Source organism: Chelativorans salis, assembly GCF_025336525.1.
In the GTDB taxonomy this organism is placed as follows: domain Bacteria; phylum Pseudomonadota; class Alphaproteobacteria; order Rhizobiales; family Rhizobiaceae; genus Chelativorans; species Chelativorans salis.
On record NZ_JAOCZP010000007.1, the window covers coordinates 214730 to 240233 of the forward strand.

General features: G+C 63.5%; 27 protein-coding genes. 17 read left to right on the forward strand and 10 right to left on the reverse strand.

Annotated features, from left to right (window positions below; translation table 11 throughout):
* Positions 1-23 precede the first annotated feature (23 nt).
* Both N5A92_RS20805 and N5A92_RS20810 read right to left on the reverse strand, forming a co-directional pair.
* The gene (locus N5A92_RS20805) at positions 24-1301 is read right to left on the reverse strand and encodes a GNAT family N-acetyltransferase (RefSeq protein ID WP_260905974.1); all 1278 of its coding nucleotides are present in this window, start codon (positions 1299-1301) and stop codon (positions 24-26) included.
* Positions 1301-2713, reverse strand: coding sequence for a lipopolysaccharide biosynthesis protein (locus tag N5A92_RS20810; protein WP_260905976.1), 1413 nt, complete (start codon positions 2711-2713; stop codon positions 1301-1303). The genes N5A92_RS20805 and N5A92_RS20810 overlap by 1 nt, the downstream gene beginning before the upstream one ends.
* Before the next feature lie 88 nt (positions 2714-2801).
* Here N5A92_RS20810 and N5A92_RS20815 point away from each other — a divergent pair, with 88 nt between their 5' ends.
* Positions 2802-3038, forward strand: coding sequence for a helix-hairpin-helix domain-containing protein (locus N5A92_RS20815; RefSeq protein ID WP_260905978.1), 237 nt, complete (start codon positions 2802-2804; stop codon positions 3036-3038).
* Positions 3039-3163: 125 nt separating this feature from the next.
* Here N5A92_RS20815 and N5A92_RS20820 read toward each other — a convergent pair whose 3' ends face one another.
* Positions 3164-4147 (reverse strand): LysR family transcriptional regulator, encoded by a 984-nt coding sequence (locus N5A92_RS20820; RefSeq protein WP_260905980.1) that lies wholly within the window; start codon positions 4145-4147, stop codon positions 3164-3166.
* 110 nt (positions 4148-4257) lie between these two features.
* Here N5A92_RS20820 and N5A92_RS20825 point away from each other — a divergent pair, with 110 nt between their 5' ends.
* Both N5A92_RS20825 and N5A92_RS20830 read left to right on the forward strand, forming a co-directional pair.
* Positions 4258-4881 carry a hypothetical protein gene (locus tag N5A92_RS20825; RefSeq protein ID WP_260905982.1) on the forward strand — a complete coding sequence of 208 codons (624 nt, stop codon included), beginning with the start codon at positions 4258-4260 and terminating at the stop codon, positions 4879-4881.
* Between the two features lie 97 nt (positions 4882-4978).
* Positions 4979-5368 (forward strand): DUF1330 domain-containing protein, encoded by a 390-nt coding sequence (locus N5A92_RS20830; protein WP_260905984.1) that lies wholly within the window; start codon positions 4979-4981, stop codon positions 5366-5368.
* A gap of 104 nt (positions 5369-5472) precedes the next feature.
* On the opposite strand, the gene secA is transcribed toward N5A92_RS20830, so the two are convergent.
* Positions 5473-8199 (reverse strand): preprotein translocase subunit SecA, encoded by a 2727-nt coding sequence (gene secA, locus N5A92_RS20835; RefSeq protein ID WP_260906050.1) that lies wholly within the window; start codon positions 8197-8199, stop codon positions 5473-5475.
* Positions 8200-8468: 269 nt separating this feature from the next.
* Between secA and N5A92_RS20840 the strand changes: the two genes are divergently transcribed.
* Positions 8469-9365: a peptidylprolyl isomerase gene (locus tag N5A92_RS20840; RefSeq protein WP_260905985.1), complete on the forward strand. Its 897-nt coding sequence runs from the start codon at positions 8469-8471 to the stop codon at positions 9363-9365.
* 140 nt (positions 9366-9505) lie between these two features.
* Here the strand turns inward: N5A92_RS20840 and N5A92_RS20845 are convergent, their stop codons facing one another.
* Complete coding sequence (locus tag N5A92_RS20845) at positions 9506-10111, reverse strand: TetR/AcrR family transcriptional regulator (protein WP_260905987.1); 606 nt, start codon at positions 10109-10111, stop codon at positions 9506-9508.
* Positions 10112-10210: 99 nt separating this feature from the next.
* On the opposite strand from N5A92_RS20845, the gene N5A92_RS20850 reads away from it, so the two are divergent.
* The 6 genes from N5A92_RS20850 to N5A92_RS20875 all read left to right on the forward strand — a co-directional run bounded on the left by N5A92_RS20850 (position 10211) and on the right by N5A92_RS20875 (position 13966).
* Entirely contained in the window at positions 10211-10474 is a 264-nt protein-coding gene (locus tag N5A92_RS20850) for a putative antibiotic biosynthesis monooxygenase (protein ID WP_260905989.1), read from the forward strand.
* Between the two features lie 314 nt (positions 10475-10788).
* Positions 10789-12030: a bifunctional glutamate N-acetyltransferase/amino-acid acetyltransferase ArgJ gene (gene argJ / locus N5A92_RS20855; RefSeq protein WP_260905991.1), complete on the forward strand. Its 1242-nt coding sequence runs from the start codon at positions 10789-10791 to the stop codon at positions 12028-12030.
* Positions 12030-12812 carry a GNAT family N-acetyltransferase gene (locus N5A92_RS20860; RefSeq protein WP_260905993.1) on the forward strand — a complete coding sequence of 261 codons (783 nt, stop codon included), beginning with the start codon at positions 12030-12032 and terminating at the stop codon, positions 12810-12812. The genes argJ and N5A92_RS20860 overlap by 1 nt, the downstream gene beginning before the upstream one ends.
* Positions 12813-12816: 4 nt before the next feature.
* On the forward strand, positions 12817-13230 hold the full coding sequence (locus N5A92_RS20865) for a (deoxy)nucleoside triphosphate pyrophosphohydrolase (protein ID WP_260905995.1): 414 nt from the start codon (positions 12817-12819) through the stop codon (positions 13228-13230).
* A 192-nt stretch (positions 13231-13422) separates the two neighbouring features.
* A complete protein-coding gene (locus N5A92_RS20870) occupies positions 13423-13725 on the forward strand; it encodes a hypothetical protein (RefSeq protein WP_260905997.1) in 303 nt (100 codons plus the stop codon).
* Positions 13726-13798: 73 nt separating this feature from the next.
* Positions 13799-13966, forward strand: a complete 168-nt coding sequence (locus tag N5A92_RS20875; protein WP_260905998.1) for a Flp family type IVb pilin — start codon at positions 13799-13801, stop codon at positions 13964-13966.
* Positions 13967-14045: 79 nt separating this feature from the next.
* On the opposite strand, the gene N5A92_RS20880 is transcribed toward N5A92_RS20875, so the two are convergent.
* On the reverse strand, positions 14046-14879 hold the full coding sequence (locus tag N5A92_RS20880; RefSeq protein WP_260906000.1) for a carbon-nitrogen hydrolase family protein: 834 nt from the start codon (positions 14877-14879) through the stop codon (positions 14046-14048).
* A 135-nt stretch (positions 14880-15014) separates the two neighbouring features.
* Positions 15015-15899 carry a methyltransferase domain-containing protein gene (locus N5A92_RS20885; RefSeq protein WP_260906002.1) on the reverse strand — a complete coding sequence of 295 codons (885 nt, stop codon included), beginning with the start codon at positions 15897-15899 and terminating at the stop codon, positions 15015-15017.
* 84 nt (positions 15900-15983) lie between these two features.
* Between N5A92_RS20885 and N5A92_RS20890 the strand changes: the two genes are divergently transcribed.
* The 4 genes from N5A92_RS20890 to N5A92_RS20905 are packed head-to-tail and all read left to right on the forward strand — an operon-like array spanning position 15984 to position 18341.
* A complete protein-coding gene (locus tag N5A92_RS20890) occupies positions 15984-16772 on the forward strand; it encodes a ComF family protein (protein WP_260906004.1) in 789 nt (262 codons plus the stop codon).
* An 11-nt stretch (positions 16773-16783) separates the two neighbouring features.
* Positions 16784-17065: a glutaredoxin 3 gene (grxC, locus tag N5A92_RS20895; protein ID WP_260906052.1), complete on the forward strand. Its 282-nt coding sequence runs from the start codon at positions 16784-16786 to the stop codon at positions 17063-17065.
* Positions 17062-17919, forward strand: coding sequence for a carbon-nitrogen hydrolase family protein (locus N5A92_RS20900; RefSeq protein WP_260906005.1), 858 nt, complete (start codon positions 17062-17064; stop codon positions 17917-17919). The genes grxC and N5A92_RS20900 overlap by 4 nt, the downstream gene beginning before the upstream one ends.
* Positions 17916-18341, forward strand: coding sequence for a DUF1178 family protein (locus tag N5A92_RS20905; RefSeq protein WP_260906007.1), 426 nt, complete (start codon positions 17916-17918; stop codon positions 18339-18341). The genes N5A92_RS20900 and N5A92_RS20905 overlap by 4 nt, the downstream gene beginning before the upstream one ends.
* Before the next feature lie 242 nt (positions 18342-18583).
* Here N5A92_RS20905 and N5A92_RS20910 read toward each other — a convergent pair whose 3' ends face one another.
* From N5A92_RS20910 to N5A92_RS20920, 3 genes are all read right to left on the reverse strand, one after another.
* Complete coding sequence (locus N5A92_RS20910) at positions 18584-18925, reverse strand: MmcQ/YjbR family DNA-binding protein (protein WP_260906008.1); 342 nt, start codon at positions 18923-18925, stop codon at positions 18584-18586.
* A gap of 53 nt (positions 18926-18978) precedes the next feature.
* Positions 18979-19740: a bifunctional 2-polyprenyl-6-hydroxyphenol methylase/3-demethylubiquinol 3-O-methyltransferase UbiG gene (ubiG, locus tag N5A92_RS20915; RefSeq protein ID WP_260906010.1), complete on the reverse strand. Its 762-nt coding sequence runs from the start codon at positions 19738-19740 to the stop codon at positions 18979-18981.
* A 264-nt stretch (positions 19741-20004) separates the two neighbouring features.
* The gene (locus N5A92_RS20920; RefSeq protein WP_260906011.1) at positions 20005-20703 is read right to left on the reverse strand and encodes a TetR/AcrR family transcriptional regulator; all 699 of its coding nucleotides are present in this window, start codon (positions 20701-20703) and stop codon (positions 20005-20007) included.
* A 193-nt stretch (positions 20704-20896) separates the two neighbouring features.
* On the opposite strand from N5A92_RS20920, the gene N5A92_RS20925 reads away from it, so the two are divergent.
* From N5A92_RS20925 to ptsP, 3 genes are all read left to right on the forward strand, one after another.
* Positions 20897-21385 carry a RidA family protein gene (locus N5A92_RS20925; RefSeq protein ID WP_260906014.1) on the forward strand — a complete coding sequence of 163 codons (489 nt, stop codon included), beginning with the start codon at positions 20897-20899 and terminating at the stop codon, positions 21383-21385.
* A 485-nt stretch (positions 21386-21870) separates the two neighbouring features.
* Complete coding sequence (locus N5A92_RS20930; RefSeq protein ID WP_260906015.1) at positions 21871-23145, forward strand: aspartate kinase; 1275 nt, start codon at positions 21871-21873, stop codon at positions 23143-23145.
* 74 nt (positions 23146-23219) lie between these two features.
* The gene (gene ptsP, locus N5A92_RS20935) at positions 23220-25490 is read left to right on the forward strand and encodes a phosphoenolpyruvate--protein phosphotransferase (protein ID WP_260906016.1); all 2271 of its coding nucleotides are present in this window, start codon (positions 23220-23222) and stop codon (positions 25488-25490) included.
* Positions 25491-25504: the final 14 nt, after the last annotated feature.

A 25504-nucleotide genomic window follows, 5' to 3' on the forward strand; every position in this document is an offset into this window, starting at 1 on the left:
CGCCTTACCCAATCCGCCACCATTCACCGCCGCACCAGCCGCCGCACCCTGTTGCGCAGGATGCGCATGGCGTTGCGCGTTTCCCGGTGGAAGTGGATCTGCCCCGCCGCCTGATGGGCGAGCTTTTCGCTGCCGGGCGTCAACCCCACAATGAACGTGCCGATGGCACGGCGCTCGGACCAAAGGCGGCTCATCACCGGGTGGTCCGGCACTGCGCAGGAATCGGTGGCGGCGATGTTGGGATCCTCGAGGTGGTTCCTGGTGACCTCGATCATCAGGAGCGTGCCTGGCGAAAATGCCGCATAGTTCTCGTCAAAGGCGGTTTTCCAGGTGTAGGCGAGGCCGGATTCGACGAACACGACGATGCAGGCGATGGGCTTCCCGTCTAGCGTCAGCGTGTGGATGCGGCACAGGTCGCGCTCGGCCAGCCCGTCCACGGCCTCGCGCGCGAAGGCGGCGCGGTAGCGGTCGATGACCATGGCCGTGCGCGTTCGGCCCTTCCAACCGGAGGCCTCCAGCGTCAGGAACGTCTCAATGCCCTGGCGGATTTCCTCGGGTTGCCGGGCGATGTGGTGTTCGAGCTGTCCCTGTTCGGCCAGCCGCCGCTTCAGGCGGCGGAACTCGCGGTGGTGGTGCGAACTGAGGCTCTGCCGCAGGTAGGCTTCGCCGTCGAGATCGCTTTCGAGGAATGGACGCTCGGCCTCGCTGGCCGTCACCAGAGGCAGGTTGCAGGCCTCGGCAACCGTTCGAAGCGTGGCCGCGAAGGGGCCGTCAAAACGCGTCTCGGGCAGCACGAAGACCTTCGGCAGCTTGAGATGCGGCCGCGCCAGCATGGCGAAGAAATCCTCGAGCACCCCGACCGGATCGTCACAGTCGACCAGCGGCGTACCGAGCGGGCCAAACGGGTTCGACCATGTGCGCATTACCGTCGCGCCGATGGGGATGGCCGGCCGCTCAATGGAGAAAGGCACCAGCAGGCGCAGTCGGCTTTTCTCCTCGTCGCCGTCGCGGATGACGGCAAGCCGCACCTCGCGATCCTCCAGCCGCGGCATGGCCGGCGCCAGGAAGCGCGGATTGAAGAAGACGTTCGGCTCCATGGCGCGGGCGGCGAGATGGTCGAGCTCCTCGACCAGGTCGAAGCCCGCGGACGCGGAGTAGACGGCGAGCTTGCGGGTGGGGCGGGTGGATGAGAAGAGTTCCATGTCGGCGCTCTCGGCTGCCTTCTCCACCCCGGCAAACTCGCCGATCATGGCCCCCGAGGCGGTGCCGCCGACTTCCTCGATAAGCGGTATAGCAGCCATTACATGGCCTCCTTTTTCGGCATCGCGGGCAGGAAAACGGCCATCGCGATGCCCAGCTTGCGCCAGGCGGTGAGTGACAGCACCGTGGCCTCGAAGAGCATGGCGACGGCGGTGGCGATCGCCGCGCCCCACAGACCGAGCACGGGGATCAGCATGATGTTGAGCCCGATATTGATCGCCAGCGTCACAGCGTAGACGGCGGCGCAGGCGTTCTGATGGCCGCTCATCGTCAGCAGGCTTTCGGCCGGCCCCACCGCTGAGCGGGCGACGAGGGCGCCCACAAGCAGGAAGAGAAGCGGGTATCCGGCGTCGAAGCCGGGGCCGAACAACATGAGGATCGGCTTGCCGAGGACGAGCACGACCAGCCCCATGGCGAGCGAGGGCCAGAAGGTCCAGGAGACGGTTTCGCGGGCGAAGCGGGCAAGCGCTGCCGTCTCGCCGCCGTGGATATAGGCGGCGTAGCGCTGTGCGACGCCCGCCTTGACGGCGAAATAGACGAAATGAACGAGGGAGAGCGTCTTCATTGCCGCATAGTAGACCGCAACGTCGGTGGGCGGCATGAAGTGGCCGATCATCAGGACGTCGGCATTGGTGAGAAGGAAGAAGAAGCCCTCCACCAGGAAGATGGGCAGGGACACGGCTGCCCACTGGCGTGGCAGGAAGCGCGGCTTGGTAGACGGCACGCCTCGGTCGGCGCGCCTGGCGACGACTGCAAGCTGGATGATCGTGGTGATGTAGGTGGCGAGGATGGCGGCGATCACCGCGCTCGTGGCGTCGGGCACGTATCCGGCCATGTGCGCGCCCCAAAGGAACAGGAGGATGAGCAGCGGACGGATGAAATAGGCCGGCGCCATGGCCCACAGAGCCCAGGAATGGGCCCGCGCCAACCCCTCGAGCTGATCGCCCAGCGCGATCATCGGCAGGCAGATGAGGCCCAGATAGAAGGGCACGACATAGTAGCTCTCAATGGATGGCTCGAGGAGCCAGATGCCCAATGCGCCCAGAGCCGCGCAGGCGCTGGAGAAGACGAGCACGAACAGGCGGCTGCCGACAAGGATGCCGCGCAGTTCCGCCAGCTGCCCCTTGGTCTGGTATTCGGGGACGAAGCGGATGATCGAGCTGTGAAGGCCGAGGCAGGAGACGCTGCCGAGGATGATCATCGTCACCCAAACGAGGACGAAGATGCCGTATTCAAAGCCGCCCATGTAGCGGGCGAGCAGCACCTGGCTCAGAAAAGCGATGGCGGCGTTGACGATGCGAGCTCCGAAGACGATCAGCGACATGCGCCCGGCCTGACCGCGCGCGTCAGCCGACCGCATCAGCGCATCGAAACGCGTCGCCCACGGCAGAGCGCGCGCTGCCAGCCGCTCCGGCAGGAGGCGTTCGGCCGTCGTTGCCGCTGAAAAGCGCACGCTATACTCTCCGCTTCGCCGTTTTCAGTCTGTTTCTTAGGATAGAAGTCTTTAAGAGCAGGTTGCGAAAGGTTGTAAGAGGGGAACCATGATCGAGGAGAGCGAGCGCCGGCGCATGCTGCGCGCCCATTCCATCGGACCGAAAATGGTCGCCTATCTCGAAGCGATCGGCATCGAACGTCTCTCCGACCTCGCCGGCGCCGATCCGGAAATGATCGCCATGCGCATCGACATCGCCCTTTGCCGTAAGCACATGAACCGCCTGGGCGTGGAGGCGATCAGGAATCTGATCGCGCTGGCGGAGGAGGAGACGGAACGCAGTTAGGGTATGCAAGCTTCTTCCGGACAGGTCGGCTTGGCGTGGCGAGCGGAAGCCGCGGCTGTTGCGATCTGTGGTACGATTGCACACCAACCGGTCATCCGGTCGCTGCGTGAAACGTTCCGAAGTCCTCAGGCTTCCCAAGGTGGCTTTTCGAGCTTGTCGAGATTGACTGGCGGATAAGCCGTGTCGAAATCCATCGCGGCTGCGATCTTCTCCCTCAACCACATCTGTGCGAGGTCTCGCTCTACTCGGCGGTGCCAATACATGCATATCTGGACAACAGGTGGATCGAAAGGCGGCAGATAGAGATCAAGATCAAGCAGTCTGACAGCATATTGGGCAAAGCGGACAGGCAGATTACCGAGAAGGTCGCTACTTGCGGCGGCAAGGGCAACCGCTTGAAAGTGAGAGGCCGTTGCTCCGATCCTTCTGCTTAGTCCACGTTGACGAAGTCCCGGGCCGAGTGACCCTACCTTGCTGCCGTCGGTTGAAAGAAATACGTGAGGAATCGAGCAGAAGATCTCGAGCGGAATACGGCCGCCCGGCGCTATGCCGCTTTGCGCAAGGGATGGGTGCCCCTTTCTCGCGACACAGACGACAAAGGAACGAAATAGCGCCCTTCGGCTGATCCAGTCGGGCGACTCCAATTCTCGTTCAAGAGCGACGTCCACCTTGCCCTCGCTGAGAGCGGCAAACACCTGTTTGGCCGAAACGTCGAGCATCTGAAAGGTGATATCGGGTGCTTCCGGCATGAGCGACCTTGCAATCTCGGGCATCAGGAGCGTGGAAACGTAGTCTGAGCCGCCGATCAAGAAGTTATGGTCAGCCCTCGCAGGGTCGAATTCGACGGTAGAATTGAACGCGTCTTCGAGTTGTCGCAAGGCGTTGCGTATGGGTTCGCGCAACGCAAGCGCCTTCGGCGTGGGCACCATCCTGTTGCCGACGCGAATGAACAAATCATCGTGCAGGATTTGGCGCAGCCGTCCCAGGGCTGAGCTCACGGCAGGCTGCGTAAGACCCACCCGTTCGCCCGCCCGCACAGTGCTCAATTCTATCATCATCGCGTCGAACACGCGCAGGAGATTGAGGTCCAGGGCGGCAAAATTGACCATGGGAATAGCCCCAATATCAAAAGACAATTTCCCGGAAGGTAGTGCCGGCGGGTAAAATCTAGCTCATCAGCGCGGCCAAGACCAATTTTGGGTCGCCGGAGGAGAGCCCCATGAACGCAACGCCAACGAAATCGAGGAAGTCTTGCCACATCGCCTTTGCGGCCGTGGGGCTGATATCCCTCTTCCCCCAAATGGCCTTAGCCGAGGATCTGGCGGAGGCGATAGCCAAGGTCAAAGTTGCCGCGGAACGGTTCCAGGATGTCAATGTCGCGCTGGCCGAGGGTTATGTCGCGGATCCGGGCAGCCACTGCGTGACGGCCGCAGCCGAAGGACTTCCCGCGGAATTGGGCGGGATGGGCATCCATTATTTGCACCCGGGACTGCTGGGCATCACCGCAACGAAGCCTCGCGTGGATGGCACCGGGATTCACACCGATTTCGATAAACCGGCGATCCTTCTATACGAACCGCAGGCCGATGGCTCCCTGCTTCTCGTGGGGGCCGAGAACCTGGTGTTCAAGAAAGCATGGGCGGCGGCGGGCAATACAGAACCCCCAGCCTTCGCGGGACGACCTTGGGATTCCATGGAAGACGATCCCACAACGCCGGGAGATGAAGCCCATGGTTTCGAAGCGCATTATGATCAGCACGTCTACTTCAGAGGTGACGACGCCGATGCAGCGGTTCAGCCCTTTCATGCCACGATAACCTGCGAGCACCATTCGGGCCACTGACGGGACAGGCGCAAGATACCTTCCACTGCTTTCGCCGGACATCGCCGACCAAGACCTCGGTCGGAGCAGGACGTGTTTGCATATCAGGAGATCAACGATGAAACCGATGCTTAAGATGGCAACGGTTGCCGGGTCCGTCATTGCTCTCGCATTCGCCGGGACGACGGCAACATGGGCGCAGAGCCAACCTGGTCCAGCCTACCTCGTGGTTGAGGTGAATGTGAAAGATCAGGAAGGGTTCAACGAATATGCCGAGAAGGCGACCGAGACGGTACACCAACATGGCGGAGCTTTTATGGTTCTTGGAGCAACCGCGCAGACTGTCGAAGGCGCAGAACCGAACGGAAATATCGTCATCATAAAATTCGGCAGCGTCGACCAAGCTCAGAAATGGCTGACATCTCCCGAGTATAGCGCCGTCAAAGGAATTCGGCACCGAACGGCCGATACCAGACAGTACCTGGTTGAAGGGCTACCGGCGGAGTAGGAAAATTTCGAATCCCCACACCGCCGCTTCCGGCGCGTCACCTGGCAGCTGTCTTACAGTAACCAGGGACGGTAAAGTCCTGGCGTGACCGGAAGAATTTGCGCCTACGCAAACGCCCCGTGGCAGTGCTTGTACTTCTTGCCGGAGCCGCAGGGGCAGGGTTCGTTGCGGCCGACCTTGCCCCAGGTGGCGGGATCGTTGGGGTCGCGCTCCTCGGCCGGGACGGCGCGGGTTTCCACGCGCGGCAGGGTCATCGTGTCGCCCTCGAACTCGTCATCGCCCGTGGTGCTGTCGATGTGATGGGCCTCCATGGCGGGCGCCTCGGGCGGGGGGGCGTCGGCGGCCTCGCGTACCAGTTCCACGCGCATGAGCTGCGCCGTCACCGCTTGGCGCAGATTGCCAAGCATAGCCTGGAAGAGCTCGAAAGCCTCGGTCTTGTACTCGTTGAGCGGGTCGCGCTGGGCGTAGCCGCGGAAGCCGACGACAGAGCGCAGGTGGTCGAGGTTGACCAGATGCTCGCGCCACAAGCCGTCCAGCGTCTGTAGGAGGATCGACTTCTCGACATAGGTCATGATGTCGGGGCCGAAGCGCTCGGCGCGGTCGGCCGCCGCCTTGTCGGCGGCCTCCGTGATGCGGGCGCGGATGTCGTCCTCGGCGATGCCCTCCTCCTGCACCCACTCCTCAATGGGCAGGTCGAGATTGAGGCTCGCCAGAACACCTTCCTTCAGACCCTTGGCGTCCCACTGCTCGGCATAGGCCTTTTCCGGGATGTGGCGGACCACCAGCTCGTCGATGACGTCCTCGCGCATCTCGGCGACGGTCTCGCCGAGGTTCTCGCCGTCCATCAGCTCCAGCCGCTGTTCGAAGACCACCTTGCGCTGGTCGTTCATGACGTCGTCGAACTTCAAGAGGTTCTTACGGATGTCGAAGTTGCGGGCCTCGACCTTCTTCTGTGCCTTCTCAAGCGCCTTGTTGATCCAGGGGTGGACGATGGCCTCGTCCTCCTTTAGCCCCAGCTTCTGCAGCATGCCGTCCATGCGGTCCGAGCCGAAGATGCGCATCAGGTCGTCCTGAAGCGACAGGTAGAATTTGGAGCGGCCAGGGTCGCCCTGGCGGCCGGAGCGGCCGCGAAGCTGGTTGTCGATGCGGCGGCTTTCGTGGCGCTCGGTGGCAAGCACGTAGAGGCCGCCGGCGGCGATCGCCTGCTCCTTCAGCTTCTGCACGTCCTCGCGGATGGCCTTTTCCTTGGCCTCGCGCTCGGGGCCGGGCTCCATGTCGCCCAGCTCCTCGGCAATGCGCATATCGGGGTTGCCGCCAAGCTGGATATCGGTACCGCGGCCGGCCATGTTGGTGGCGATGGTGATGGCACCGGGCTTGCCGGCCTGGGCGACGATAAAGGCCTCGCGCTCGTGGTGGCGGGCGTTCAGGACCTCGATATCCTTGACGCCCTCCTGGCGCAGGCGCTCGGCCAGGAACTCGGACTTTTCGATGGAGGTGGTGCCGACGAGGATGGGCTGGCCCTTGTCCCGCGCGTCCTTGATTTCCTTGACGATGGCCCGAAACTTCTCCTCAACCGTGCGGTAGACCTCATCGTCCTCATCGAGACGCTGGATCGGCAGGTTGGTGGGGATTTCGGCGACGTCCAGGCCGTAGATGTTGCCGAACTCCTCCGCTTCCGTCGCCGCCGTGCCGGTCATGCCGGCCAGCTTGCCGTACATGCGAAAATAGTTCTGGAAGGTGATGGAGGCGAGCGTCTGGTTCTCGGGCTGGATCTTGACGTGCTCCTTGGCCTCCAGCGCTTGGTGCAGGCCTTCCGAATAGCGCCGTCCCGGCATCATGCGGCCAGTGAACTCGTCGATGATGATGAGCTCGTCGTTGCGGACGATGTAGTCCTTGTCGCGCTGGAAGAGCTTGTGCGCCTTCAACGCGTTGTTGAGGTGGTGGACGATGGCGACGTTCTCGACGTCGTAGAGGGATTCCCCTTTGAAGAGGTCCGCCTCGCGCAGCATCTCTTCCACCTTCTCCGTGCCTTCCTCGGTGAAGGTGGCGGTGCGCTGCTTCTCGTCGACCTCGTAATCGCCTTCCTCCAGCTTCAGGACGAAGGTGTCGATGGTGTTGTAGAGCTCGGAGCGGTCGTCCAGCGGACCGGAGATGATGAGCGGCGTGCGCGCCTCGTCGATCAGGATCGAGTCCACCTCGTCGACGATGGCGAAGTTATGTCCGCGCTGCACCATCTGCGCGCGTTCATACTTCATGTTGTCGCGCAGATAGTCGAAGCCGAGCTCGTTGTTGGTGGCGTAGGTGACGTCGCTGGCGTAGGCCGCGCGGCGTTCGTCATCGCTCATGCCGTGGACGATGACGCCGGTGGTCAATCCCAGGAAGCCGTAGATCTTGCCCATCCATTCGGCGTCGCGGCGGGCGAGGTAGTCGTTGACCGTGACGACGTGGACGCCCTTGCCGGCAAGGGCGTTGAGATAGACGGGGAGCGTGGCGACCAGCGTTTTGCCTTCGCCGGTCTTCATCTCGGCGATGGAACCCTCGTGAAGCACCATGCCGCCGATGAGCTGCACGTCGAAGGGGCGCATGCCCAGCGCCCGGCGTGAAGCCTCGCGCACCACGGCGAAGGCCGGCACCAGAAGCTGCTCCAGTTCAGCGCCGTCCGCCAGTTGCTTGCGGAACTCCTCGGTCTTGCCGCGCAGCGCCTCGTCGGAAAGCGCCTGCATCTCACCTTCGAGCGCGCCGATCGCTTCGACACGTGGTTGCATGCCCTTGACGCGGCGTTCATTCGCTGAGCCGAAGATCTTGCGGGCGAGGCCGCCGAGATTGACCATCATAGGTCCTTTCAATTCTCGATATGCCGGCAACGAATGCCGGCTCACTCCGCCAGTTTCAAGCCAGAGCCGAAGGCAGCAGGAAATGCGCCCGGAAATGTATTCTGGACGCAAGGTCGAAGGAGAGATAAGAGGGGCCACCTGCGATGTCAACGTTGCGCGAAACCTGCGTCAGACCGCAAAATTCCGCCATATTTCTGGATGGTTTGGGTGCGCGACCCCATCTGTTCGGTAAACACCTTCAAGCCCTACGACTGGAGAACTTCTCAATGCATCATTCCTTCCGCCGTTTTCTCCTAGCGCGCGCCGGTGCGGTGGCCATGATCGCCGTCATAGGTTGCGCCCCATCCATGGCGCAGGAAGACCAGGTGGTTGCCACGCTCAACGGCGAGCCCATCACCGAAACCGATCTGGCGCTGGCCGAACAGGAGCTCGACCCGCAATTCAGCCAGTTGCCGGAGGAACAGCGCCGCGCCGCCGCTCTCTCGGCCGTCATCGACGTGCGGCTGTTCGCCTCGGAGGCGGAAAAGCAGGAGATCGACCAGAGCGAGGATTTCCAGCGCCGTATCGCCTTCCTGCGCGAGCGTGCTCTCCACAGCGCCTTCATCGACCAGAACGTCGTCGAGCCCACCACCGACGAAGAGGTGCGTGCCCGCTACGACGAGGAGGTGGCGAAGCTGACGCCGCCGGAGGAGGTGCAGGCCCGCCATATCCTTGTCGAGAGCGAGGAAGAGGCGAAGGAGATTATCAAGCAGCTCGATGAAGGTGGCGACTTCGCCGCGATCGCCGAGGAAAAGTCCAAGGATGGCTCGGCGAACAACGGCGGCGACCTCGGCTATTTCACGAAAGGCCGCATGGTGCCGGAGTTCGAACAGGCGGCCTTCGCGCTGGAGCCTGGCAGCTACACCAAAGAGCCGGTCAAGACCCAGTTCGGCTGGCACGTCATCAAGGTGGAAGACAAGCGCACCCAGGAGCCGCCGGCGCTTGAGCAGGTAGAGAACCAGATCCGCTCGCTCGTCATCCGGGATAAATATATCGACGCGGTGGCCTCGCTGCGCAACGCGGCGGAGGTCGACATTCCCAACGAGGAGCTGAAGTCCTCCGTCGACAAGCTCTTCCGCCAGCAGACGGGCCAGCAGGAGGAAGGCGGCGAGGCGGCCGAATAGGCCACGTCTTCCATTCTCGTCCATACCATCAACGGCCCCGGATCTTTCGGGGCCGTTTTGCTTTGCATGGGCGCCATTGAATGGGAAGGCCGGCGCGACGTGCGCCAGCTTATCCGCCTGAGACGGAACGCTTTCGAGAACTACCCCGCGCCGGACTTCAAGACCCCCCGCACCAGCGAGCGCACGACCGAACGGAGCTCTTCATCGCTGATCTCCAGCCGGTTCTGAATGAGGCGCGTCCAGGCGAAGGAGAGCACCAGTTCCGCGGCGACGAGCGGCTCGGCGTCGGGAACAAGGTCGCCTCGCCGGCGTGCCCGTTCGAACACTTCGGCGATCTGGGCGCATCTCTCCCTCGCATAGTCCGCCACCGCGTCCGACGTCGCCTCGTCTGCCTGCGCCTCGGCCAATATCGAACGGAAGAAGTCGGCGTAAGGGGTGCGGTGCCAATAGTTGAACAAGGCGGAGAGGAAGAGAAGAAGATCCTTCTCCAGGTCTCCGGTATCGTGGTGCGTGAACGCGCGCTTATGCAGGTGATAGACCGCGAGCAGGAGGACCCCCTTGCTCGGCCACCAGCGGTAGATGGTGGGTTTTCCCGCCCGTGCCCTGCGGGCGACCGCTTCGATGGAAAACCCGGCATAGCCGGCCTCCTGCAGGACTTCATGGGCAGCCTGAAGGATCGCCTTCTCCGTTTCCGGGTTGCGGCGGGCGCCAATCGAGCGGCGCTGCGGTTCCTCGTCCTTTTCCATCCGTTCTCACTTTTTTCTTTCGAGGGTAGCACAGCACCTTGACGAAACGAAACGGTCCGTTTTAAATAACGGAACGTTTCGTTTCTATTGGAGATGCTCATGAACGCCCACAGCCATGCCTCCGTCGCCCTGCAACCCGCCGTCACCCGCTTCTCGCGTCCACGCTTCGCCGTGCTTCTTCTTTTCGGTGTCTATCCCCTGATCACAGGCCTCCTTTACCTGATCTTTCCGATCACCGAGGGTTGGCTTTTATGGCAGCGCACCTTGTTGATCGTCCCCATCATGGTGGCCTCAATGATTTGGGGACTGATTCCCTTCGTCCAACGCACCTTTAGAAGCTTCCTCAATCCGCCGGTGCGGTAGTTCTTTGGGCGTGGCCGATCGGGAAATGCCGGCACGCGTCTTGCCCCCTCTGTCCTGCCGGACATCTCCCCCACAGGTGGCGAGATTGCGCTTGCCGCTCGTTCTGGCGCCCTTCCTGCAACGTTAGCGATTGGCGAAACCACCCACGACGGCCAATCTCCCCCCGTGGGGGAGATGTCCGGCAGGACGGAGGAGGGCGCGAAGGGGCGCACCCCCCGATCACCCACCCCAGAAGCGGTTTGAGCTTGCGTCGGCTAGCTCTATAGGGCAGACGAAGGCGCGAATAAGTCCGTTATCTGCCTCCGGAAATGCTCATGTCCGCAGCCGTCTCGCCGCTGGCGCCAAAACGTTATCCTGAGATGCCGGTCGTCGGGGGCGCGCGCATTGCCACCGCCGAGGCCGGCATCAAATACAAAGGCCGGAAAGACCTGATGGTCATGGTGTTCGATGAGGGCACCGAGGTCGCTGGCGTCTTCACTCGCTCCAGATGCCCGTCCGCACCGGTCGAATTCTGCCGCCGCAACCTTCCCGGCGGCCGGGCGCGCATCCTGGTTGTCAATTCGGGCAACGCCAACGCCTTCACCGGCCGCAAGGGCCGCGACGCCACGGCGATAACGGCCGAGGCGGCAGCGAAGGCGGTGGGGGCAGGCGAGGGTGAAGTATTCCTCGCCTCCACCGGCGTCATTGGTGAACCGCTCGCAGCGGGCAGCTTCGCGCATTTGCTCGGCGACCTCGTGGAGCGCGCGGCGCCTGACAGCTGGGAGGAGGCTGCGCACGCCATCATGACCACCGACACCTATCCGAAGTTCGTGACGGCGACGGCACGGCTGGGCGGGGCCGAGGTGGTCATCAACGGCATTGCCAAGGGGGCGGGCATGATCGCGCCGGACATGGCGACCATGCTTTCCTTCGTCGCCACCGATGCGCCGATCGCCGCGCCCGTGCTGCAGGAATTGCTGTCCAGGGGGACGGCGAAGACGTTCAACGCCGTGACGGTCGACAGCGATACCTCGACCAGCGATACGCTGATGCTGTTTGCCACCGCCAAGGCGGCGGCGCGCGGAGCGCCGTGGATCACGGATGCGAAGGACCCGGCTCTCGCGCCCTTCCGCCGGGCGCTGGGGCAGGTTCTGAAAAAGCTGGCCCTTCAGGTGGTGCGCGACGGGGAGGGTGCGCGCAAGCAGGTTGAGGTGACGGTGACGGGGGCGAAATCGGCGCGTTCGGCCAAGCGCATCGCTCTTTCCATCGCCAATTCGCCGCTGGTCAAGACGGCGATCGCCGGCGAGGACGCCAATTGGGGCCGCGTGGTGATGGCCGTCGGCAAGGCGGGCGAGCCCGCGGAGCGGGATCTGCTGGCCATCTGGTTCGGCGATATACGCGTGGCGCACGAGGGCGAGCGCGACCCGGATTATTCCGAGGAGCAGGCGTCGGCCTATATGAAGCGCGACGAGATCGCCATCCGCGTCGATCTGGGCATCGGCCGCGGCAAGGCGACGGTGTGGACGTGCGACCTCACCAAGGAATATGTCGCCATCAACGGTGACTACAGGAGTTGATGAGCGCGGTGGGGCAGCGGGCGACCGAGGAACTGGCGACCATCCGCCGCTTCGAGGGCGCGGGTTTCCGCGCCTGGCCGGCAACGTCGGTGCACTACGACCGGACGTGGGCCGTGCGGCTGACGGCGAGCCACCCGGCGCGGCGCCTCAACTCGATCAATCCGCTCGACCCGGGGGACGACCACGATCTCGATGAGCGCATCGAGCAGGCGGCGCGGCGTTTCGAGGCTTACGGCCGACCGCTCACCTTCCGCATCTCGCCGCTTTCCTCACCGGCCATTTCAAGGCATCTTGATGCGCGGGGGTGGGCCGCTGCTGGTCAATCGCTGGTTATGCGCCTGCCGCTGGGCGAGAAGACTGTCGGCGAGGCGATGCACCAGATTCCGCTCAAGGACCTGAGCCGCTTCGTCTCCGCCGCATTCCAGGTGCACGGCTACGACGCGGAGCTCAGGCCGGGCTTTACCGAGGTGATCAGTTCCATCAAGCCCGGAGCCGGCCTGTTCATCCTCGAGCAGGATGACGCACCGGTGGCAACCGCCATCTGCGTACATGACGGCGTACTCGCCGGGCTCTTCGAGGTGGCGACAGCGGAGGGCCAGCGCGGCAAGGGCTTCGGCCGGCGCATGCTCCTTTCGGCGCTCAAATGGGCGCATCTGCGCGGCGCGGCGGAAGCTTGGCTCCAGGTGGAGGCGGAGAACGCGGCTGCGCTCGGTCTCTACCGTTCTCTCGGCTTCACCGAGGTCTACCGCTATCACTACCGGCAGCCGGCCGGCAGGGCCTGAGGCAATGGAGGCGGCAGTGAAACCGATCCTTCTCGTTGCGGCCTGCGCACTTATCGACGCCGATGGCCGCGTGCTCATTGCCCAAAGGCCGGAAGGCAAGGCGATGGCTGGCCTGTGGGAGTTTCCCGGCGGCAAGGTGGAGGCTGACGAGACGCCGGAGGAAACGGTGGTGCGCGAACTCCACGAGGAACTTGGCGTCGAGACGAAAATCGCCTGCCTGGCGCCGCTCACCTTCGCCAGCCATACATACACGGACTTTCACCTGCTCATGCCGCTCTACGTGTGCCGGCGCTTCTGGGGCGTGCCGGAGCCACGCGAGGTGCAGGCTCTCAAGTGGGTGCGCCCACAGCGCCTGCGCGACTATCCCATGCCGCCCGCCGACGAGCCGCTCATCCCCTTCCTGATCGACCTCTTATAGGGGAGGGGAGTGATGGCGAGGGGCGCCGTCATCTCCTTTCGCTAATTTCGCTATTCGCTCCGCCTGTGCCAAAAAACGAAGAGCTGCACGGAGTGTTAATCGTTCCTTTAGCGGAAGATGAGAACTTTCCTTAATCGGCGGCAGTGGCCGCCTATTGCAAAGGTCGGCGGTGGCGGGAAGACCATGGGTTCTATGAGCGAAGGGCCACAAGATGGCCGCGACAACTGGGTGCGCGTTAGCAATTTCGGGATGGGCGTGCTGCGGGTAACGCTGCTCTTCGGCTCAGTGGCAATCGCGCTGGCGCTGATCCTCACCCCCCTTCTGGAACGCCGGACGCACAATTCCGCACTCTTCAAACCCACTGTCGATCGCATGACGACGGGGACCGTGGGCAACAGGGACAGCGCCTATACCGTGCGCCGCAGCGTGCTGCAGCCTTCGCCGCAGGCCGTCTGCATCATCCGTGCCGACGGCACGAGACGGGGGGCGTGTTGAGAATCTGTCTGTGGGTTAAGGATTCTTAACATCTCCATGCAAGTGTCGGCGCGCAGTAAGGGCGAGGCCGGCAATGCTCCAAAAGTTCCTGGCAAGCAAAGACGGAACGACCGCGGTCGAATACGCGCTGATCGCGGGTATCCTGGTGCTGGCGATCGTCACCGGTGTCACCGAGCTCGGCCGTTATGTGGGCGCAACCTACGACAACGTCGCCGACGAAGTGACCGCCGCCACCAACTGAGCCGGCGCTGCAAGTATCCGGCGTTATGGAGCGTCGGGGTCTGCAGCCAATTGCATCAAGCCAGAGTCCCGCGCACGCTTCAATATGTGCTTCTGTTCTGACTTCTGGTGTCTTCCACCATTTTTTCCCGATAGATCTCGCCTAAACGGGCCTTTGCACGCCATGGGCGGGCCTTTTGAAGAGGGATATCGTAGTCCGGGTCCTCACGATCCAAAACCGCGACCGTATAACAGGAGGTAGGTGATGCTGGACAAAGTGCCGACCAGTTGCCGTCTGGTCCGATGATGCCAGCAGGCCCTTCCTGTGCCTTTTGCGCAGGTGTTGCGGCGCTGATCCACAAACAGTTCAATCCCGCGTGTGCACGAAGCGCGATCTGAAAATGTTCAGGAATTCCGTAGGAGGAAAAGAGCACGGCATCGGCTCCGAGACGCTCGTATTGGGCGAACACTTCGGGAAACTGGGACTCTATGCAGATAGCGCAACCGAAATGGTAGCCATCGATTTCGAAGACGATCGGATCGGTGCCAGGCGTGTACCAATCATTGATCTCGCTGTTCGAGAGGAACCTCTTGTCGTATCTCGTGAGCAAATCGCCTGATGCCGAGAAGACGTAAAGGCTGTTGTGAGGGCGGGAAGTCGCCGACAGCATGTGCGCTCCGCCGACGACTGCGAAAATGCCAAGCTTGCCGCAGAGAGTGGCGATGCGCCGCAGCTCGGCTTCCTGCGCGTTCCAGTCAAAGGACAGCCAGTCATCGGGAGCGGCTATCTGGGCCTTTGAGTATCCTGAAAGAGCGCCCTCGCAGAAGTTGACCAGTTTCACACCTTCTGAGGCGGCATCCAAGAGCACTTGGATGGTTGCCCCGTTTTCAGACAGATCCTTTGAAACAATGGTTTGAGCAGCGGCTATCTTCACGGTCTGTTTTCCCTCGAATCATGGGCATCATTTTCAGTTGATTCGAGGGACTTGAGAACCGCAATCTCGCATGGCTGCATTTGTGGCGCTTGCTCGCATGACTGCGTTTGTGGCGCTTGCTCCACAATGCCGCAACTATCCCGCCTTGCTGTCCCTCCCGCCCGACAGCACGCTTTTCAGCGATACCTTGGCGCTGCCGGGCTTGAGCGGCTTCTGCTGCGAGGTGTGCGGGGCCCAGCCGGAGAGCCAGACGATGTTGAAGGTGGCGCGGATGCGCCCATCGGGATCGGCAAAGCGCTCCTGGTAAATCTCCGCGGCGCGCAGGAAGAGCCGGCGCGTCGCCGGCCTCCGGCTGCGCTCCGTCAGCGCATTGGCCGCGCCCATGGCGCGCAGGTCGCGCATCAGGTCGAACATGGTATCGTAGCGCACCGTCACCGTCTCCAGGTCGGCGACGGGCAGCGCGAAGCCGGCGCGTTGCAGAAGAGCCCCGGCGTCGCGCACGTCGGCGAAGGGGCTGACGCGCGGCGCGGCCCCGCCGCTGATCTCGGTCTCCGCCAGCAACAGGCTCTGCCGCAACTCGCCCAGCGTGCCCGCACCCGCCATGGCGGCAAGGAAGAGGCCGTCCGGCTTGAGCGCGCGGCGGATTTGCAGGAGCAGTCCGGGAATGTCGTTCACCTCGTGCAGCGTCATGAGCGAAACGGCCAGGTCCAGGCTTTCCGCTTCTAGGGGGACCGTCTCCGGTGCGGCGACTATGCCCTCCTCATCACCTGAAAGCAGGCGCTCATCGTTCTCAACGCGCAGGACATCGCCAGCCTTCCCGCTCTCCCTGATCGCATCGGCGGTATGGGAGGTAAGGCAGAAGATGGCCGCCGCGCATGAAAAATGCCGCTCCACGGTCGCCAGCCGCTCCCCGAGATCCTCCGCCGCCCGCCGCATGAGGAACTGCGCACCCTCGTCGCCGCTCTCCAGCGCGCGGCGCTTGCGGGCAAGCAGGAGTTCCGTGTCGAAAACCGTGTCCATCTTCGTCCGTACTCGTTCCGGCGTGCGCAATGGCACAAAACTGCTATGGTGGCAAAGGTGGGTGGAATTTGCTGGCAGGCAAGCATGGGGCTCTTTCGGCAGGCAGGCGAGATGGCGCGGGTGTGGCCGGCGCGCCTGCTGTTTCCGCCCGTGTGCCTGGGCTGCCGCAACCTGGTCGCCGCACCCGGCACGCTGTGCGCTCAATGCTGGCCGGGGATGCGGTTTCTGGAAAGGCCGTGGTGCCAGGTGATGGGCACACCCTTCGGCTATGATATGGGCGAAGGATTTCTCTCCGCGGAAGCCATTGCCGACCCGCCGCCATTCGCGCGGGCGCGGGCGGCGGTCGCCTATGATGGCGTGGCGCGGCGCCTGGTGCAGGGGCTGAAGTTCTCCGACCGCATTGACCTGGCGCCATGGATGGCGCGCTGGATGCTGCGCGCAGCCAGCGAGTTGGTCGGTGATGGGGCAGTGGTGGTGCCGGTGCCGCTCCACCGGCGGCGCTTCTTCCTGCGCCGTTTCAACCAGTCGGCAGAGCTTGCACGTGCCTTCGCCCGGCTTGCCGGTCTCGACTATCTCCCCTCCGCACTTCTCCGCCGCCGCATCACCCGCCAGCAGGTGGGCCTCGGCGCACGTGAGCGCGAGGCCAATGTGCGCGGCGCCTTCGCTGTGCCGCCGCAGGGCGCTTCGGCGCTCAAGGGGCGGCGGGTGATCCTCGTCGACGACGTCTATACCACCGGAGCCACCGTCTCCGCGGCGACACGGGCTTTGAAGCGCGTGGGCGTGCGCCAGGTCGACGTGCTGACCTTCGCGCGCGTCCTGCCGGGAGACTTTGCGTCCGCCGAGGCAGAGCCATATATAGGCGTCGAGGAATGACGGACGATATCATGGCGAATGTGACCATCTATACCCGCATGGGCTGCGGCTACTGCTCCGCAGCGAAGCGGCTTCTGGAAAGAAAAGGCGTCGGCTATACCGAGCAGGACGCCAGTTTCTCCCTGGAATTGCGCCAGGAGATGATGCGCCGCGCACACGGGCGCTCCACATTCCCGCAGATCTTCGTCGGTGACATCCATGTCGGCGGAGCGGACGAGCTCCACGCGCTCGAACGCGACGGCAAGCTCGATCCCCTGCTCGAGGCGCAGGGTGTAGAGAGGGCCGGCGCATGAGCACGGTGCGCGTCGCGGCATTGCAAATGCGCTCGGGCACGGACGTCGAGGGCAATGTCGCTGCCTTCGAGGCACTGGTGCGCGAGGCGGCAGGTCAGGGTGCCGTCTATGTGCAAAGCCCGGAGATGACCGGCATCCTCGTGCGCGACCGCGCCACGCTTATCGAACGCATCCGGCCGGCTGCGGAAAATCTTCTGGTGCGGCGAGCAGGTGAACTCGCCCGCGAGCTGTCGCTCTTCGTCCACGTCGGCTCGACGGCCATCCCGCTCGGCGGCGGCAAGGTCGCCAACCGAGCCTTCCTGTTCGGCCCGGATGGGACGCTGATTGCCACCTACGATAAGATCCACATGTTCGACGTCGATCTCGACAAGGGCGAGAGCTGGCGCGAATCGGCCACCTATGCGCCGGGCGGGGAGACGGTGGTGGCCGCGCTCCCTTTCGCGCGGCTCGGCCTTTCCATCTGCTACGATCTGCGTTTCCCGCAGCTCTTCGGTGCCCAGGCGCTGGCCGGCGCCGAGGTGCTGACGGTGCCCGCCGCCTTTACCCGCCAGACGGGCGAGGCGCACTGGCACGTGCTCACCCGCGCCCGCGCCATCGAAAACGGCGCCTGGCTGATCGCCGCCGCGCAAGGCGGCCTGCACGAGGACGGCCGCGAGACCTACGGCCATTCGCTGGTTGTCGACCCGTGGGGACGTGTCATAGCCGAGGCAGACCATGGCGAACCGGCCGTGGTCGTTGCCGATATCGTGCCGGGCGCGGTGGCCCAGGCACGGGCGAAGATCCCTAATCTGAAGAATGCACGGGACTTCACCGTGTCCGAGGCCGCCTATGAGCATGCGAGGGCCGCGTCATGATCCGGTTCGAGCTCATATGCGAGAAGGAGCACGCGTTCGAAGCGTGGTTCCGCAACGGCGAGGATTTCGAAGCGCAGAAGAGCCGCAAGCTCGTCTCCTGCCCCCATTGCGGCTCGCAAGAGGTGGAAAAGGCGCTGATGGCGCCGGCGGTCTCGAAGGGAAGTAAGAAGCCACAGATGGCGCTCGGCATGAACGAAGAGCAGAAGAAGGCGCTGGCCCAGCTCAAGGCACTCTCGGAAAAGGTCCGCGAGAACGCCGACTATGTGGGCGGCAAGTTCGCCGAAGAGGCGCGCAAGATCCACTTCGGCGAGGTGGAAGCGCGCGGCATCTATGGCGAGGCGACGCCGGAGGAGGCAAAGGGGCTCGCCGAGGACGGGGTGGAGTTCATGCCGCTGCCGGTGTTTCCGGAGGATCGGAATTAGGGCGCTCTGCCGTCAGATACATAAGAACGGCACCCCTCCACGCCCCCCTCTGTCCTGCCGGACATCTCCCCCACGAGGGGTGAGATTGGCCGTCGCGGACGGGTCTTCGCCAATCGTCCACGTTGCAGAAGAAGTGCAGGTAAAGCGGCCAGCGTAATCTCCCCGTCGTGGGGGAGATGTCCGGGAGGAGAGAGGGGGCGCGAAAGAGCGCCATCTTTTTCCACGTGGCCCAAGAGCCGGACCTAACCCGCGTCCCCTTCCACCCGCTTCCTCAGTCCCGCCGGCGCCGCGTTGCGCCAGGCCATCCGCAGCGCACTTTCGAGTGTCGTCTGATCGGCCTCGGCAAGCCGCACCTGGCTCCAGCCCTTCAGCCCCCAACCGCCCTTGACGGGCGTAAAGACGCCCGGCTCGCTCGCCACCACCATCTGCTGTTCCTCGGGCGTCAGCTTCACCACTCCCGTGTCATCGCCGGGCAGGGTGGCGAAGATGCGGTTCTTCACGCGGAAGTCGGCCTTGCCGAAGTGGGACTTCTCCTCCGTCTCCGGCAGGCCGAGCGCAAGACGGCGCAGGTCGCTGGCATCCATGGCTTCCTCCCCTCTTCCGAAAGCCGTAGATAGCACGAAATGCGTGAAAGAGCTCAACTCAGGTCTTCGGCCTTCGGCTTTTCGGCAAGCACCATGTAGTTCACGTCCATGTCGCGTGAGCGCTGCCAGCGGTCGGAGAGGGGATTGTAGATGACGCCCGTGCGGTCCTTCATGACGAGACCGGCGGCGGTGAGCGCGCGCTCCATCTCCTCCGGGCGCACCAGCCTGCCGTATTGGTGCGTGCCGCGCGGCAGCCAGCGCAGCACATATTCGGCACCGATGATGGCAAGCCCCAACGCCTTCAGGGTGCGGTTGATGGTGGCAACGAACATGATGCCGCCGGGCTTCAGCATCTCGGCGCATTTGCCGATGAAGAATTCGACGTCGGCCACATGTTCGACCACCTCCATATTGAGGATGACGTCGAATTTTTCGCCCTGATCGGCGAGCGCTTCGGCGGTCTCCGCACGATAGTCCACCTTCACGCCGCTTGACGCGGCATGCAGCCTGGCAACCTCGATATTGGTCGTCGAAGCGTCGGCGCCGACGACCTCGGCACCCAGCCGCGCCATCGGCTCGCACAGAAGGCCGCCGCCACAGCCGATGTCGAGAAAGCGCAGCTTTTCAAACGGATGGGCGGCACGCGGGTCGCGGCCGAAATGGGCGGCCACGTGGTCACGGATATAGGCAAGACGCACCGGATTGAACTTGTGCAGCGGGCGAAACTTGCCGTTGGGGTTCCACCACTCCGCTGCGAGCGCGGAGAAGCGTTCGACTTCGCCGGCGTCGATCGTCGTACGTTGGGCCTCAGGCATGGGCGTGGTCTCCTCTCGCGAAGGCATCAAGTCGGGTAGTAGAGGTACGATGTCAAGGCGGGAAATTTCCTCCCCTCATAGTCTCATATCCGGCGGAGGAGGGGGTGTTCGCCCTCAGCCGTTGGGGTAGTGCCGCGGGTTGAGTTTCGGCTGTGGGTGGGCAGCGGCCGCCCGCTGCGATCATCGCGAACGGTCGCGATGCGGACTTTGCTGCCGTCCATCCGCGTAATCCGGCACCGTCTCGTCCAGGAAATGACGAATGTTTCATTGTCTCGGGGCAAGGCCATCGAGCAGGAAGTCGAGGCCTTTCCGGAAGGCGCCATCCCAATCGTTATCCAACAGCAGACGAGAGCGCTCAATTGTCGGATAGCGTTCGCTGAGACGTGTTAGGCGCAGCTGCGCGGTGGCCCTTTCGTCGTCCGAGAGGTCGAAGCTCGCCCGGGTGATGGTGGCGCCCATCACATAGTTCCAGAGCGACCATATCGCGGCGTTCAATTCTGCGTCCGCTACACCGGCTCTGGACAAGGTCTTGCTCAGCAGTTCCAGGCGACTGAGGATGTTCGGGCCGAGCGCCCGGCGCGGCAACAGCGATGCCGACCAAGGATGGCGCAGCATGCTTGCGCGCCAGTCTTCGAGCATATGGACGACTTCTCCACGCCAGTCCTGAGGCTCAATCGTTTGCGGCGGTCCGCGATATTCGAGCACCGCGTCAAGCGCCAGATCAAAGACATCCTCTTTGTTGTCGACGTGCCAATACAGGCTCATTACGCCCGAGCCGAGGCGATCAGCCAGCCGACGCATCGTCAATCCGCCAATTCCCTGGGCGTCCAGCAGTTCTACCGCGGTCGCCACGATACGTTCCCGAGAGAGAAGCGGTTCTCTGCTCGCTTCCTGCACGGGCTGGAGCCGCACGCTTGTCTGTTGGAATTGTTTGTTCTGGGCGCCGCTTCGTTTGGCTGCCATGCGTTTCCTCACTGGTCAGAACGTCGATTTTGGCCGGCAACGCGACGAATGTCGATCCCGAACGATTGACTCGTACGTCGTACGGTGTAATGGAATGGTACATTGTACGAGGCAACCCCCGATATGGGTCGAAGTCCATCATGCCGGCCGCGACGCTACGTTGCTCGCAGGTCCGCAGAGCCAAGAGAAAATCATGTCACGCACAATCAAGCATCTGCTTATCGGAGGACTAGTCATCATGACCATGGGTGTTCCCGCGGCGACGACAGCAAATGAGAATGATCTCGAGCTGACCATCGTCAATCCAAAAAACCTCTACGACCCGTCGCCGAATGGCTACAGCACAGCGGTGATCGCGCCCCGCGGAGGCCGGGTGGCCTACATCTCCGGACAGGGCGGTCAAGACAGCACTGGGGCCTTGTCGCCCGACTTCGCTGTTCAGGTTGAGCAGGCCTACGCAAATTTGCGCACCGTCCTTGATGCGCTCGGTGCCAGGCCGGATCAGGTCGCCAAGCTCACGACCTTCGTGGTCGATCACGATATGTCCAAGCTTGAGGTATTGACCAGGAACGTCAAGGAAATGTTCGGCGAGGCGCTGCCGGCGCAGACTCTGATTCCCGTTCCCAAGCTTGCAATTGATCCCATGCTCTTCGAGGTGGAAGCCGTCGTCATTCTGGAATAGTGGTGCCGGTCGCCCTTGGCGTGCGAGAGCAAGGAATTTCCTCTCTCTGGGTCATGACGACGAACGACAAGCTCACCACATTGCGCTTTTGCCAACGGCAGGGGCTTCGAGCTACGGCAGGTATGCCTGGAGCGATAAGCGAGGCCAGACTGCTAAAGTCCGCCATCCCAAAAGATTGGTGATCACGGAATACCAATCAGGAATGAGATAGATTTGTGCAGTCGGCTTTTCTGGGCGTCTTACCGAGGCAGGAGCGCAGCAACCCGCAAAGGGCTCTATCACGACCTCCCCCGCAGAAGCATCTGAGGGCGCAACGGGTCGAGAGACGAAACTCAAACCAAGAAACTACTCAGCCGTCGTGCTTCTTGCAGCGCGTAAGGCTTTTCGATATGGAAGCCGCGGTTGCGCGGCTGCCGATCGCCGCGCCTTTCAACCTCATCGTCCGGGCAGGCCCGACTTCCGAGTAAAGGCACCTCCAGAAAGCCATGGCGCGCATCGTGATGAAATTCGGCGGGACGTCCGTCGCCGACATCGCCCGCATCCACAATGTGGCGCGCCATGTCAAACGCGAGGTGGACGCGGGCCACGAGGTGGCCGTCGTCGTCTCGGCCATGGCCGGCAAGACGAATGAGCTGGTGGGCTGGGCGCGGGAGATGCCCAAGGCCTGCGGCGCCAACTCGCCCTTCTTCGATGCGCGGGAATATGATGCCATCGTCGCCTCCGGCGAGCAGGTGACGAGCGGCCTTCTGGCGATCGCGCTGCAGTCGATAGGCGTCGACGCGCGCTCCTGGCAGGGCTGGCAAATCCCCATCCGCACCGACGGCGCGCACGGCGCCGCGCGCATCCTGGAGATCGACGGCGGCGAGATCGTGCGCCGCATGGGTACGGGGCAGGTGGCGGTGGTCACGGGCTTTCAGGGCTTGGCGCCCGACAACCGCCTCGCCACGCTAGGGCGCGGCGGGTCCGACACAAGCGCCGTGGCGGTTGCGGCGGCGCTGAAAGCCGATCGCTGCGATATCTACACCGATGTCGACGGCGTCTATACCACGGACCCGCGCATCGAGCCCAAGGCACGACGGCTTTCCAGGATATCGTTCGAGGAGATGCTCGAACTGGCCTCGCAAGGGGCCAAGGTGCTGCAGGTGCGCTCTGTGGAACTGGCCATGGTGCACGGGGTCCGAACTTTCGTAAGATCGTCATTCGAGGACCCTGATGCGCCGGGGATGGGCGATTTCGACAACCCGCCCGGAACGCTCATTTGCGACGAGGATGAAATCGTGGAACAGCAAGTCGTCACCGGCATCGCCTACGCCAAGGACGAGGCACAGATCTCGCTGCGCAGGCTGGCCGACAGGCCAGGCGTTTCGGCCGGCATCTTCGGGCCGTTGGCCGAGGCCAACATCAATGTCGACATGATCGTTCAGAACGTGTCCGAGGACGGCTCGAAGACGGACATGACCTTCACAGTGCCCACCGGCGACCTGGAAAAGGCGGTGAGCGTGCTGGAAAAGGCGAAGGACAGTGTCGGCTTCGACGCCATCCAGTCGGAAGCCGGCCTCGTCAAGGTGTCGGTCATCGGCATCGGCATGCGCAGCCATGCTGGCGTCGCCGCCACCGCCTTCAAGGCCCTGGCGGAGAAGGGCATCAATATCCGCGCGATTACGACGTCGGAGATAAAAATCTCCATCCTGATCGACGGCCCCTATGCGGAATTGGCGGTACGGACTTTGCATTCCGTCTACGGTCTCGATAAGCAATAAAGACATGTGTCTTGAACCATGTCTCTGGTGCTGCCAAACCGGTGGTGCCGGGCGGGGTTTTGGAGTGAGGCTCGATGCGAGAGACCGGCGCAGGCCCGCGCGTATTATTAAGACGCCTCCGCGAGATGATGGCGGAGGCGATGGAGCCGCAGGAGCGGCTCGACCGAATCGTGCGCGAAATCGCCCAGAACATGGTGGCGGAGGTCTGCTCGCTTTATATCCTGCGCGCTGACTCCGTGCTCGAGCTCTACGCCACGGAAGGCCTTAACCCGAACGCGGTGCACTTGGCGCAGTTGCGCCTCGGCCAGGGTCTTGTCGGCTCCATCGCCGCCAGCGCGCGACCGCTCAACCTTTCCGACGCGCAGAAGCACCCTGCCTTCGCCTATCTGCCGGAGACAGGGGAGGAGGCCTATCACTCCTTCCTCGGCGTGCCGGTACTGCGTGCCGGCCGCACGCTTGGCGTGCTCGTCGTGCAGAACCGCACCCAGCGCCACTACCGCGAGGACGAGGAGGAGGCGCTGGAGACGGTGGCAATGGTCATCGCCGAGATGATCGCCACCGGAGATCTCGCCCGGCTGACGCGGCCGGGGATCGAGCTCGACTTGAGTCGCTCGGTCAACCTGAAGGGCCTGCCTTTCAACGATGGGGTGGGGCTCGGCCATGTGGTGCTGCACGAACCGCGCATCGTCGTCACCAATCTTTTCAACGAGGATAGCGACCAGGAGCTGGAGCGGCTGGACGAGGCGCTGTCATCGCTCAGGCTCTCCATCGACGACATGCTGTCTCGCCGCGACGTCGCCTTCGAAGGCGAGCACCGGGCGGTGCTGGAGGCCTACCGCATGTTCGCCAACGACCGCGGCTGGGTGCGCAGGCTGGAAGAGGCCGTGCGCAACGGGCTGACGGCGGAAGCCGCGGTGGAGAAGGTGCAAAGCGACATGCGCGCGCGCATGCTGCACATGACCGACCCCTATCTGCGCGAGCGCATGAGCGATTTCGATGATCTGGCCAACCGGCTCCTGCGCCAGCTTATGGGGCGGGGCGCGGACGCGTTGGCCGAGGTCATGCCGAAGGACGCGATCGTCGTCGCCCGCTCCATGGGAGCGGCGGAGCTGCTCGACTATCCGCGTGAACGTCTGCGCGGGCTGGTGCTGGAGGACGGGGCGCCGACCAGCCACATCGTCATCGTCGCGCGTGCCATCGGTCTGCCGACGGTGGGCCAGGTAAAGGGCGCGGTCTCCATGTCGGAGAACGGCGATGCCATCATCGTCGACGGAGAGGACGGGCAGGTGCACCTGCGCCCGCAGGGTGACATCGAGACGGCCTATGCGGAGAAGGTGCGCTTCCGGGCGCGGCGACAGAAACTCTACCACGAGCTGCGCGCCAAGCCGGCGCAGACCAAGGACGGGGTGCCGGTTGAGCTTTTGATGAATGCCGGGCTTGCCGTCGATCTGCCGCAACTGGCCGATTCAGGGGCGGCGGGCATTGGGCTTTTCCGTACCGAGCTGCAGTTCATGGTGGCTCTCACCTTCCCGCGCGTAGAGGCTCAGGAGCGGCTTTACCGCGAGGTGCTCGTTGCTGCGGACGGCAAGCCGGTCACCTTCCGTACCATCGATATCGGCGGCGATAAGGTGCTGCCCTATTTCAAGGGGGCGCAGCACGAGGAGAATCCGGCGCTCGGCTGGCGTGCCATAAGGCTTACGCTCGACCGGCCGGGGCTTCTGCGCACCCAAATTCGCGCCCTTCTGAAGGCGGCGGGTGGGCGTGAACTGAAGCTGATGCTGCCCATGGTGACGGAGGTGGACGAAATCCGCCAGGCCCGCGCCATCATCGACCGCGAGGTGCGGCATCTGTCGCGCTTCGCCCACCACCTGCCGACGAGCCTCAAGCTTGGAGCGATGATCGAGGTGCCTGCGCTCCTATGGCAGCTCGAGGAGCTGATGCAGGCGGTGGACTTCGTCTCGGTGGGCTCCAATGACCTGTTCCAGTTCGTCACCGCCACGGACCGGGGAAACACGCGGATTGCCGAGCGCTTCGACCCGCTCGGCGTGCCCTTCCTGCGGCTGTTGCGGCAGATCGCCCAGGCGGGACAGGCCGTGCATACGCCGGTGACGCTGTGCGGGGAACTGGCGGGGCGGCCCATCTCCGCGATGGCGCTTCTCGGCATCGGCTACCGCTCGATCTCCATGGCGCCGGCGTCCATCGGTCCCGTCAAGGCGATGCTGTGCGAGTTGCCGCTCGAGGCGTTGATGGAGCGGATGGAGGATGCTCTTGCCAATCACGGTGCGAAGACCGATATCCGGGCCGAGCTGACCGCATTCGCTCGCGAACACGATATTCCTCTTTGAGTGCAAGACCCGAC

Coding starts and splice junctions, on each gene's coding strand:
- N5A92_RS20825 (WP_260905982.1), top strand. CDS start 4,258: ATGAACGCAACGCCAACGAAATCGAGGAAGTCTTGCCACATCGCCTTT.
- N5A92_RS20930 (WP_260906015.1), top strand. CDS start 21,871: ATGGCGCGCATCGTGATGAAATTCGGCGGGACGTCCGTCGCCGACATC.
- secA (WP_260906050.1), bottom strand. CDS start 8,199: ATGGTCAATCTCGGCGGCCTCGCCCGCAAGATCTTCGGCTCAGCGAAT.
- N5A92_RS20845 (WP_260905987.1), bottom strand. CDS start 10,111: ATGGAAAAGGACGAGGAACCGCAGCGCCGCTCGATTGGCGCCCGCCGC.
- N5A92_RS20885 (WP_260906002.1), bottom strand. CDS start 15,899: ATGGACACGGTTTTCGACACGGAACTCCTGCTTGCCCGCAAGCGCCGC.
- N5A92_RS20830 (WP_260905984.1), top strand. CDS start 4,979: ATGAAACCGATGCTTAAGATGGCAACGGTTGCCGGGTCCGTCATTGCT.
- N5A92_RS20850 (WP_260905989.1), top strand. CDS start 10,211: ATGAACGCCCACAGCCATGCCTCCGTCGCCCTGCAACCCGCCGTCACC.
- N5A92_RS20890 (WP_260906004.1), top strand. CDS start 15,984: ATGGGGCTCTTTCGGCAGGCAGGCGAGATGGCGCGGGTGTGGCCGGCG.
- N5A92_RS20870 (WP_260905997.1), top strand. CDS start 13,423: ATGAGCGAAGGGCCACAAGATGGCCGCGACAACTGGGTGCGCGTTAGC.
- N5A92_RS20920 (WP_260906011.1), bottom strand. CDS start 20,703: ATGGCAGCCAAACGAAGCGGCGCCCAGAACAAACAATTCCAACAGACA.
- N5A92_RS20925 (WP_260906014.1), top strand. CDS start 20,897: ATGTCACGCACAATCAAGCATCTGCTTATCGGAGGACTAGTCATCATG.
- N5A92_RS20820 (WP_260905980.1), bottom strand. CDS start 4,147: ATGGTCAATTTTGCCGCCCTGGACCTCAATCTCCTGCGCGTGTTCGAC.
- N5A92_RS20900 (WP_260906005.1), top strand. CDS start 17,062: ATGAGCACGGTGCGCGTCGCGGCATTGCAAATGCGCTCGGGCACGGAC.
- N5A92_RS20865 (WP_260905995.1), top strand. CDS start 12,817: ATGGAGGCGGCAGTGAAACCGATCCTTCTCGTTGCGGCCTGCGCACTT.
- N5A92_RS20815 (WP_260905978.1), top strand. CDS start 2,802: ATGATCGAGGAGAGCGAGCGCCGGCGCATGCTGCGCGCCCATTCCATC.
- N5A92_RS20860 (WP_260905993.1), top strand. CDS start 12,030: ATGAGCGCGGTGGGGCAGCGGGCGACCGAGGAACTGGCGACCATCCGC.
- N5A92_RS20910 (WP_260906008.1), bottom strand. CDS start 18,925: ATGGATGCCAGCGACCTGCGCCGTCTTGCGCTCGGCCTGCCGGAGACG.
- ptsP (WP_260906016.1), top strand. CDS start 23,220: ATGCGAGAGACCGGCGCAGGCCCGCGCGTATTATTAAGACGCCTCCGC.
- N5A92_RS20875 (WP_260905998.1), top strand. CDS start 13,799: ATGCTCCAAAAGTTCCTGGCAAGCAAAGACGGAACGACCGCGGTCGAA.
- argJ (WP_260905991.1), top strand. CDS start 10,789: ATGTCCGCAGCCGTCTCGCCGCTGGCGCCAAAACGTTATCCTGAGATG.
- N5A92_RS20805 (WP_260905974.1), bottom strand. CDS start 1,301: ATGGCTGCTATACCGCTTATCGAGGAAGTCGGCGGCACCGCCTCGGGG.
- N5A92_RS20905 (WP_260906007.1), top strand. CDS start 17,916: ATGATCCGGTTCGAGCTCATATGCGAGAAGGAGCACGCGTTCGAAGCG.
- ubiG (WP_260906010.1), bottom strand. CDS start 19,740: ATGCCTGAGGCCCAACGTACGACGATCGACGCCGGCGAAGTCGAACGC.
- N5A92_RS20840 (WP_260905985.1), top strand. CDS start 8,469: ATGCATCATTCCTTCCGCCGTTTTCTCCTAGCGCGCGCCGGTGCGGTG.
- grxC (WP_260906052.1), top strand. CDS start 16,784: ATGGCGAATGTGACCATCTATACCCGCATGGGCTGCGGCTACTGCTCC.